This is a genomic window from Streptomyces aureus (assembly GCF_001418135.1).
Classification (GTDB): Bacteria; Actinomycetota; Actinomycetes; order Streptomycetales; family Streptomycetaceae; genus Streptomyces; species Streptomyces aureus_A.
Genome location: NZ_LIPQ01000359.1, coordinates 1 through 7,151 on the forward strand (window position 1 = coordinate 1; position 7,151 = coordinate 7,151).

At 70.8% G+C, this 7,151-nt stretch carries 5 protein-coding genes and 2 pseudogenes; 2 read left to right on the plus strand and 5 right to left on the minus strand.

The annotated features are described in order from the left end of the window. Positions 1-23: 23 nt before the first annotated feature. Positions 24-974 (minus strand): annotated as a pseudogene (locus tag AOK00_RS27080) (glycoside hydrolase family 16 protein); the annotation flags it as partial. On the opposite strand from AOK00_RS27080, the gene AOK00_RS27085 reads away from it, so the two are divergent. Continuing rightward, positions 964-1,149 carry a substrate-binding domain-containing protein gene (locus tag AOK00_RS27085; RefSeq protein ID WP_055602880.1) on the plus strand — a complete coding sequence of 62 codons (186 nt, stop codon included), beginning with the start codon at positions 964-966 and terminating at the stop codon, positions 1,147-1,149. The pseudogene AOK00_RS27080 and the gene AOK00_RS27085 overlap by 11 nt on opposite strands. 147 nt (positions 1,150-1,296) lie before the next feature. Beyond that, positions 1,297-2,460, plus strand: a complete 1,164-nt coding sequence (locus tag AOK00_RS27090) for an esterase-like activity of phytase family protein (protein WP_055602884.1) — start codon at positions 1,297-1,299, stop codon at positions 2,458-2,460. Positions 2,461-2,682: 222 nt separating this feature from the next. On the opposite strand, the gene AOK00_RS27095 is transcribed toward AOK00_RS27090, so the two are convergent. The 4 genes and pseudogenes from AOK00_RS27095 to AOK00_RS27110 all read right to left on the minus strand — a co-directional run bounded on the left by AOK00_RS27095 (position 2,683) and on the right by AOK00_RS27110 (position 6,572). Further along, positions 2,683-3,063 carry a hypothetical protein gene (locus tag AOK00_RS27095; RefSeq protein WP_055602881.1) on the minus strand — a complete coding sequence of 127 codons (381 nt, stop codon included), beginning with the start codon at positions 3,061-3,063 and terminating at the stop codon, positions 2,683-2,685. Positions 3,064-3,226: 163 nt separating this feature from the next. Further along, the gene (locus AOK00_RS41485) at positions 3,227-5,716 is read right to left on the minus strand and encodes a bifunctional serine/threonine-protein kinase/ABC transporter substrate-binding protein (RefSeq protein WP_079042216.1); all 2,490 of its coding nucleotides are present in this window, start codon (positions 5,714-5,716) and stop codon (positions 3,227-3,229) included. A gap of 203 nt (positions 5,717-5,919) precedes the next feature. Beyond that, positions 5,920-6,051: pseudogene (locus AOK00_RS40680) on the minus strand (cytochrome P450); the annotation flags it as partial. Positions 6,052-6,140: 89 nt separating this feature from the next. Continuing rightward, positions 6,141-6,572, minus strand: a complete 432-nt coding sequence (locus AOK00_RS27110) for a subtilase-type protease inhibitor (RefSeq protein ID WP_055602883.1) — start codon at positions 6,570-6,572, stop codon at positions 6,141-6,143. Between the last annotated feature and the right edge of the window lie 579 nt (positions 6,573-7,151).

The following is a 7,151-nucleotide window of genomic DNA, read 5'->3' on the forward strand; positions in this document are numbered from 1 at the left end:
CGGGTGCCGGGTGCCGGGTGCGGCTACTGGTAGACGCGTACGTAGTCGACGAGCATCTTCGCGGGGAACGATGTGGTGGTGTCGGTGGGGCCGGGCCAGTCGCCGCCGACCGCGAGGTTGAGGATCATGTAGTGCGGGTGGTCGAAGATCCAGGGCCCTCGGGTCGTCTCCACCTGCTCCTTGTCGAGGGTGAAGACCGTTCGCCCGTCGAGGCTGTAGACGATGCCCTTGCTCGTCCAGTCGGCGGTCCAGACGTGGAAGTCGTCGGAGAAGTCGGCGTCCTGGGGCAGTTCGTAGGGCGATCCGATTCCGCCGCCGCCGTGGTAGGCGGGCGCGTGGACGGTGGAGTACGCGGTCTTCACGTCCTTGCCGAGGATCTCCATGATGTCGATCTCGCCGTTGTAGGGCCACGGCCGGCCGCTGAGGAAGTCGGCTCCCATCATCCAGAAGGCGGGCCAGAGCCCGTTGCCCTTGGGGACCTTGACGCGTGCCTCGACCCGTCCGTAGGTGAACTGGAAGGTGGAGCCCGTGTTCATGCGGGCCGAGGTGTACTGGCAGGTGGTGCTGCCGGTCAGCGGGTCGGGCGGACAACCCCTGCCGGGCGTGGCCTGCTTGCGGGCCTCCATCACGAGATGCCCCGCTCCGTCGAGTGCGGCGTTGTCGTGGTCGGTGTAGTACTGCAGCTCGCCGTTCTGGCCGGTCCCCGGGTCGGCTTTCCATTTGGCCGGGTCGGGCTTGCCTCCGGCAGCGCCGTCGAACTCGTCGCTCCAGATCAGCCGCGGCGGTTCCGCCGGGTCCGGCGGCAGCGGTGGGGCCGGGTTCGGGGCGCCGCCGGTGCCGTACACCTGGAACTCCCACAGGGAGTAGCCGTAGGCGGTGGCACGTTCGGTGCCGTACATCCGTACGTGACGGCCGGTGCCGGTGACGTGGAGCGTCTGCTTGAGACCTGTTCCGGTCGAGGACGTGGCCGTCGTCGGCTTCGACGACATCGAGGCTGCCGCGTACACCACGCCGGCCCTGACCTCCGTACGCAGTCCCATGGCCGACCAGGCCATCGCCACGGTTCACCTGCTCCTGGGGCTCATCGAGGGCGGCCCCGGCGATCCGGTCGTCATCCCGAGCGAACTCGTGGTCCGCGAATCGACCTGACCAGCAGGCTTCTTACGCTGCGCTCCCCCGTCGAAGATCCGAGGATCCCGCAGCCGTGCCTATCATCCGACGGTCGGTCCGGTCGGCGGAAGGAACACTCGCCTGGGTGACTGCGGGGCGGGTGAGGGCCGGGACATGATCATCGGTATGAGTGCCTCTCTGATCCGCCGCGCCTGCGCCGCGGCCCTGCTCGTCACGTCCACCCTCGTCCCCGCCGTGGCCGCCGCACCCCAACCCGGCGCCCCCTCAACGGAGTCGAAGCGTGCGCTGCAGGCCCGACTGCTCGGCGAGAAGACCGTCCCGCACAAGCTCGACTTCCAGGGGACCACGGTCGGCGGCCTCTCCGGCATCGACCGCGACCGGTGCACCGGCGAGTACGTCCTCATCAGCGACGACCGCTCCTTCCTCCAGCCCGCGCGCTTCTACACCGCGAAGCTCGACATCGACGCCGACGGCGTGCACGCGGTCGACTTCACCTCGACCCGCCCCCTCCTCCAGCCGGACGGCTCGGTCTACCCTTCCCCCGCCCTCGGCGACGGCAAGGCGATCGACCCTGAGGAGATCCGCGTCGACCCGCGCGACTGCCGCTACTGGTGGGGGCAGGAGGGCGACCGTCCCGCCGTCGCCGGGCCGCCGGTGATCCAGCCGTCCATCGAGATCTCCGACCCCGACGGCACCCACCACGGCCGTCTGCGGCTGCCGGAGAACTACATGATCACCGCCGAGCGCGGGCCGCGCCGGAACCAGGCCGTCGAGGCGCTGACCTTCAGCGCCCGCGGCACCGTCGTGACCAGCGCGATCGAGGGCCCACTGCTCCAGGACGGCCCGGTGCCGGACCTGACCCACGGCGCGCTCGTCCGCGTCACGCGGCAGACCCGCGGCGGCCGGGAGCTCGGACAGTTCGCGTACCCCGTCGAGAAGATCTTCGCCGAGTCCGACCCGACCAGCCCGTGGGGCCCCGATACCGGCGTACCGTCCATCCTCGCCTTCCCGAACGACCCCGAGCGCTACCTCGTGCTCGAACGCACGTGGGTCGCCGGCTCCGGGTACAAGATCCGCCTGTACGACACCACCACGCGGGGCGCCACCGACGTACGGGCCATCGACTCGCTGGCCGGGCAGCCCGTCGTGCCCATGCGGAAGAGGCTCGTCGCCGACTTCCACACCCTCGGCCTGTCCACCGTCGACAACACCGAAGGCATGACCTGGGGCCCCGCCCTGCCCTCCGGTGAGCGCTCCCTGATCCTCGTCAGCGACGACAACTTCGACAAGGAGGCGGTCACCCAGATCGTCGCGCTCGCGCTGCGCTGAACCCGATCTTCCGGGCCTCGGGCGGTAGGGGTGGTGACGCACTGTTCGTCACCGCCCTCCCGGCGGGCACGGCACTGGGCCGCCGCCCGGTCGTGCGGCACGACAGGCGGCCGGGACGGACGCCCCGAGGCCCTGCCTCCTCCGCGGGAACCGCCCGTCCCGCGGACCGGTACCGCGCAAGGGGCCGGTGAAGTGGGTGACCGTGCGGCACGGACGAGCCGGTCAGGCGCCCTCGTCGAAACGGCCCGCCTCCACCTGGAGGGCCAGGGCCTGCAGCACCTCGGCGGAGGAGACGTCGGTCCGCCCCTCGTCGTGCGCCACGGCGAGACTGGTGAAGGCCAGGGTGAACCCCGAGACCATGGTGTACAGCGCGGGACCGAGCGCCGCGGCCAGGAGGTGGGCGACGTCCTGCGGAGCGGCGTCGGCCGGCACGCTGATGTGGGGCAGCATCTCGTTCAGCATCTGCGTGACCACGCGCGGCTCGACCTCGGACGCGGCCTCGTAGGCCTCCCCGCCCTGACTCTCCTCCTCCACCGCCCTGCGGATCTCCTGAGCCTCCGTCAGGATGCCGATCACTCGCTTGAGAACCTCAGCTCGCTCCATTTCACGGAGCCTAGCCCCACGTCGGCAGGCCTGGCTGTGCGGCGAGCAGTTCACGCGTCGGTACCACCAGTCCGGGACGCCGCGTACGGGCAACGGCAGCGTCGTTCGAACGCCGGGGAGCCAGGGGGCCGGACTACCTCCGGCCGTCTCGCTGCGGCGGCAGTCAGGGGATGGTGGAGGTGTTCGGGGTGATCTTCCAGCTCCCGTTGTCGACCGCGTACACCGTCAGCCGGCGGTTGACCGTGTCGCCGTAGCTGTCGAAGGCGACGCGGCCGGTGACACCCTCGAAGGCCACACCGGAGACTGCCTGCGAGAGCTTCGCCCGGGCGTTGTCCGGGAGGGTGCCGCCGTTGGCCGTCACGAGATTCTTCACCGCCTCGATGAGGGCCCAGGTCGCGTCGTGGGCGTAGGGGCCGTACCAGCCGGGCGGCTCGGGGTAGTTCGCCTTCCGGTACCGGTCGAGGAACTCCTGTCCCGTCTCCGATGCCTCGGCGGGTACGCCGATCTGGGTCGCGAGGTCGCCCTCGGCCTGCGGGTTCTCCGTGAGGTACTGCTGGTCGAAGATGCCGTCGCCGCCCATCAGGGGGACGTTCACCCCCGCCTGCTTGAGCTGCTGGGACAGGGGCGCCGCAGTGTCGTAGTAGCCGCCGAAGTAGACGGCGTCGGCACCTGAGGACCGTACTCTGACGGCGAGGCCCGCGAAGGCGCGTTCCGCGGGGTCGACCTGCTCGGTACCGACGACGGTCCCGCCGAGTCGGGTGAACTCGGCCGTGAGACCGGCGGTGAGTGCGGTGCCGTGGGCGCTCGTGTCGTCGATGACGTAGAGCTTCGTCTTCTTCGCCTCGTACAGGTACCGGGCGCCGAACGGCCCCTGGTCGACGTCCGTGGCGATGGTGCGGAAGTAGGTGGAGTGGGGACGGGACCTGTGGCCCGCGGACCAGTCGGGGCCCAGGGTCAGGGTGGGGTCGGTGTTGGCCGGTGACACGTTGACCATGTCCGCCCGCGCGAGCGAGGGCACCAGCGTCCGGGCGACGGCCGAGTTGAGTGGGCCGACGACCCCCAGAACCTTCTCGTCGGCCACGAACCGGGCGGCGTTGGAGGCGCCCTTGGAGGGATCGGCCGCGTCGTCCAGGGGCTTGATCTCGAACCTCACGCCGGGGACGTGGCGGGACTCGTTGGCGGTTCTGGCCGCCAGGTCGGCGGAGTTCTTGATGCCGAGGCCCATCGATGACAGTCCGCCACTCAGTGGTGCGTCCACTCCGATCACCACCGTGACGGAGGGGTTACCCGCTCCACTGCCGGCCGCTCCTCCGCGAGCGGCGTCCTCGTCACGGCTGAGCGCCCAGGTCAGGAGGGAGCCCGAGGCGAGCACCGCCAGCGCTGTGCCCAGGATCGCGGAGCGGCGGGTGACGCCGCGCCGCTGGGCCGCCATCGGCCGTCGGCGTTCCGAGTCTGCCGTCGTGTCGAGCGTGACCGGGTTCTCCCTCTGGGGTACGGGCACGGGAGGGGTGGTCGGCCGGTCCGGTACGGGGCCGCGCGGAGTGCCGACGGCGGACCCGGAGTCCGGGACCGTGGGGGTCGGTGGCGGGGTCGGTGAGGGCGCCCGCTGCGGCATCGTCGGGGCGGGCGCGTTCTCGGCGGCCGCGTCCGGTACCGGCGACGGTTCCGGCGCAGGTGTCGGTGCCGGCGCAGGTGTCGGTGCCGGCGCCGGTGTCGGTGCCGGCGCAGGTGTCGCCCGCGGATCGGGCCTGTGGGTGGGCGTGGGCGTGGGTTCGGGTTCGGGTGCGCGTTCGCGCGCCGGCCCATGCTCGGCTGGTTCGGAACCGGCCGAGGACCGCAGCACCGACGCGAGCATCTCGGCCGCTTCCGAGGCGCCCACGCGCCGAGCCGGGTCCTTGGTGAGGAGCGCGTCCAGCACGGGCGTCAGCGGGCCGGCATGGACCGGCGACCGGTGCGGGCTGGTGAACACAGCCACGGCGAGGGCGTGGAGCCCGTCCGCCTCGAACGGCGGGTGTCCCTCGACGGCGTGGTACAGGGTCGCGCCGAGCGCCCACAGGTCGTTGGCCGGAGTCGGGCGCTTGCCGTCCAGCTGCTCCGGCGACATGTACTGCGGGGTGCCGATCACGATTCCGCTGTGACTCAGTTTGGTCGTGGCGTCGGCGAGGTGGGCGATGCCGAAGTCGGTCAGGACGACACGGTCCTTGGTCAGCAGCACATTGTCCGGCTTGATGTCGCGATGGATGATGCGCGCCCGGTGCGCCTCGGCCAACGCGTCGAGCATCGCGGCGCCGATCTCGGCCACCCGCCGTACGGGCAGTCTGCCGCTGCTTCGGATGGCACCGGCCAGGGACTCCCCACGGATCAGTTCCATGATGATGACGGGGGCTCCGTGATGCTCCACGACGTCATGGACGGTGATGACCCCTGGGTGGCTGAGAGTGACCGCTGCGCGGGCCTCGCCGGTGAACCGCCGGAGCAGCACTGCACGGTCGTCGTCGTCCATGCCCGGCGGGAACAGGATCTCCTTCACGGCGACCTCGCGCCCGAAGAGCTGCTGGTCGAGGCCACGCCACACCCGGCCCATGCCGCCTTGGCCGATGCGTTCGACCAGCTGGTAGCGGCCTGCGATGAGTTCGGGATTCTGCTCGGTCACGCGCACACTCTAGGACTTGTTGATCCGATCAGGTGACGGACCTACGGCCTGAACACGCCTTCGGTACCGATCCCGTACGGCGTACGGCGACTGTGCGGCGTTCGGCCGGGCCAGGACGGGGAGTGCTGCCAGCCTTCGGGCGAGTCGGGTGTGCCGCCCTTCCAGCCGGTCCGCCGGGGCGGCAAGACGGATGCCGGAGAACCGGTGACGCGGGCGATGAACGGGCGAAGCTGCGCGACGGCCCCGGTGGTGAACGCCTTCGTCACCAGTTTGCGCAGCCGGGTGTGCCGGGGCGGGTCGCCGGCCGGCATCGTGTGGGCGACGGCGGGGCGACGCGTCGGCCGGCCCGCCACAGGAGGATTCCCCGGCCGTCCGTGGTCGCGGCACAAGTACGCCACAACCACGGGACTGACCGGCCGAGCCGTCAGAAGGCGAAGGCCGCCCCTCCGTTCAGGGTGACGCCCATGGCACAGGCGTTGCCGAACGTGTACTGCCACGAGGCGCGGGATCCCTCCCACACGCCGTCCACGCTGACGGTGACGGGGTCGTAGTGCTGCGGGCACATCCGGTCCGGGGCCGGTGAGGCCAGCAGGCCCTCGAAGGCGCCGCTCCGGGAGCCGGCCTTGAGCTCGGCGCAGGCGGCCTCGGGGGCGGGGTGCGTTCCGGCGGCGGTCGGCGCGCAGCTGAGCGTGACCGCGCGCAGGACGGTGGCCGAACTCGCGTCGGCGCCCTTGCTGATGCTCAGCACGACGGCGGAGGGGGTGTAGAGGCTTTCGGTCCGGGCTTCCGCGACAGTGGCGGTGCCGACGAGACAGAGAAGAGCGGACGCGGAGACCGCAGCAAAACGGCGAAGCATGACGGGGACTCGCTTTCAATTCGAAGGGTTGAGGCGTCATCTACCTTGAGATCACCGCCTCGCTTGCGCTTTGGAGTGTGTCTGACACGCAGAGCGATCGCACCTTCGGGGTCGCTATCCGGACACGTGGACCCGTATATCGATGATCGAATGAGTGTTCTGCAGGTCAGGGCCGCCCGGGACTGTTCTGCCGCGGCCGCACCCCCGCCCGCTCCAGCCCTGTAGCGACTGCCGGCCTGCGCAAGGACGCGTCAGGTTTACCGACCGGTCGTTCAGTACGACCGATTAACGACGCTCGCGAGTCGACGAAGTCCCCCTGGTGCGGACCGTGGCAAGGCCCGGCAGTCGGCGCGAGCGGAACCTCGCGGTGTCGCGACGGGACCCGGGCGTTCGGATGAGGCACGTTGGAGCCATGGGCTCCGACCTTCGAAACGGTCCACATGGCTACGGGATCGTCACCAAGACCCTGCACTGGGTGCTGTTCGCGGCCATCGCCGTGCAGTTCGCCGTGGGCTACCTCCTGGACACGGACGACAGCGGCCGGGGACGGGGACGCGGTCGGGGCCGGGGCGAGGACTC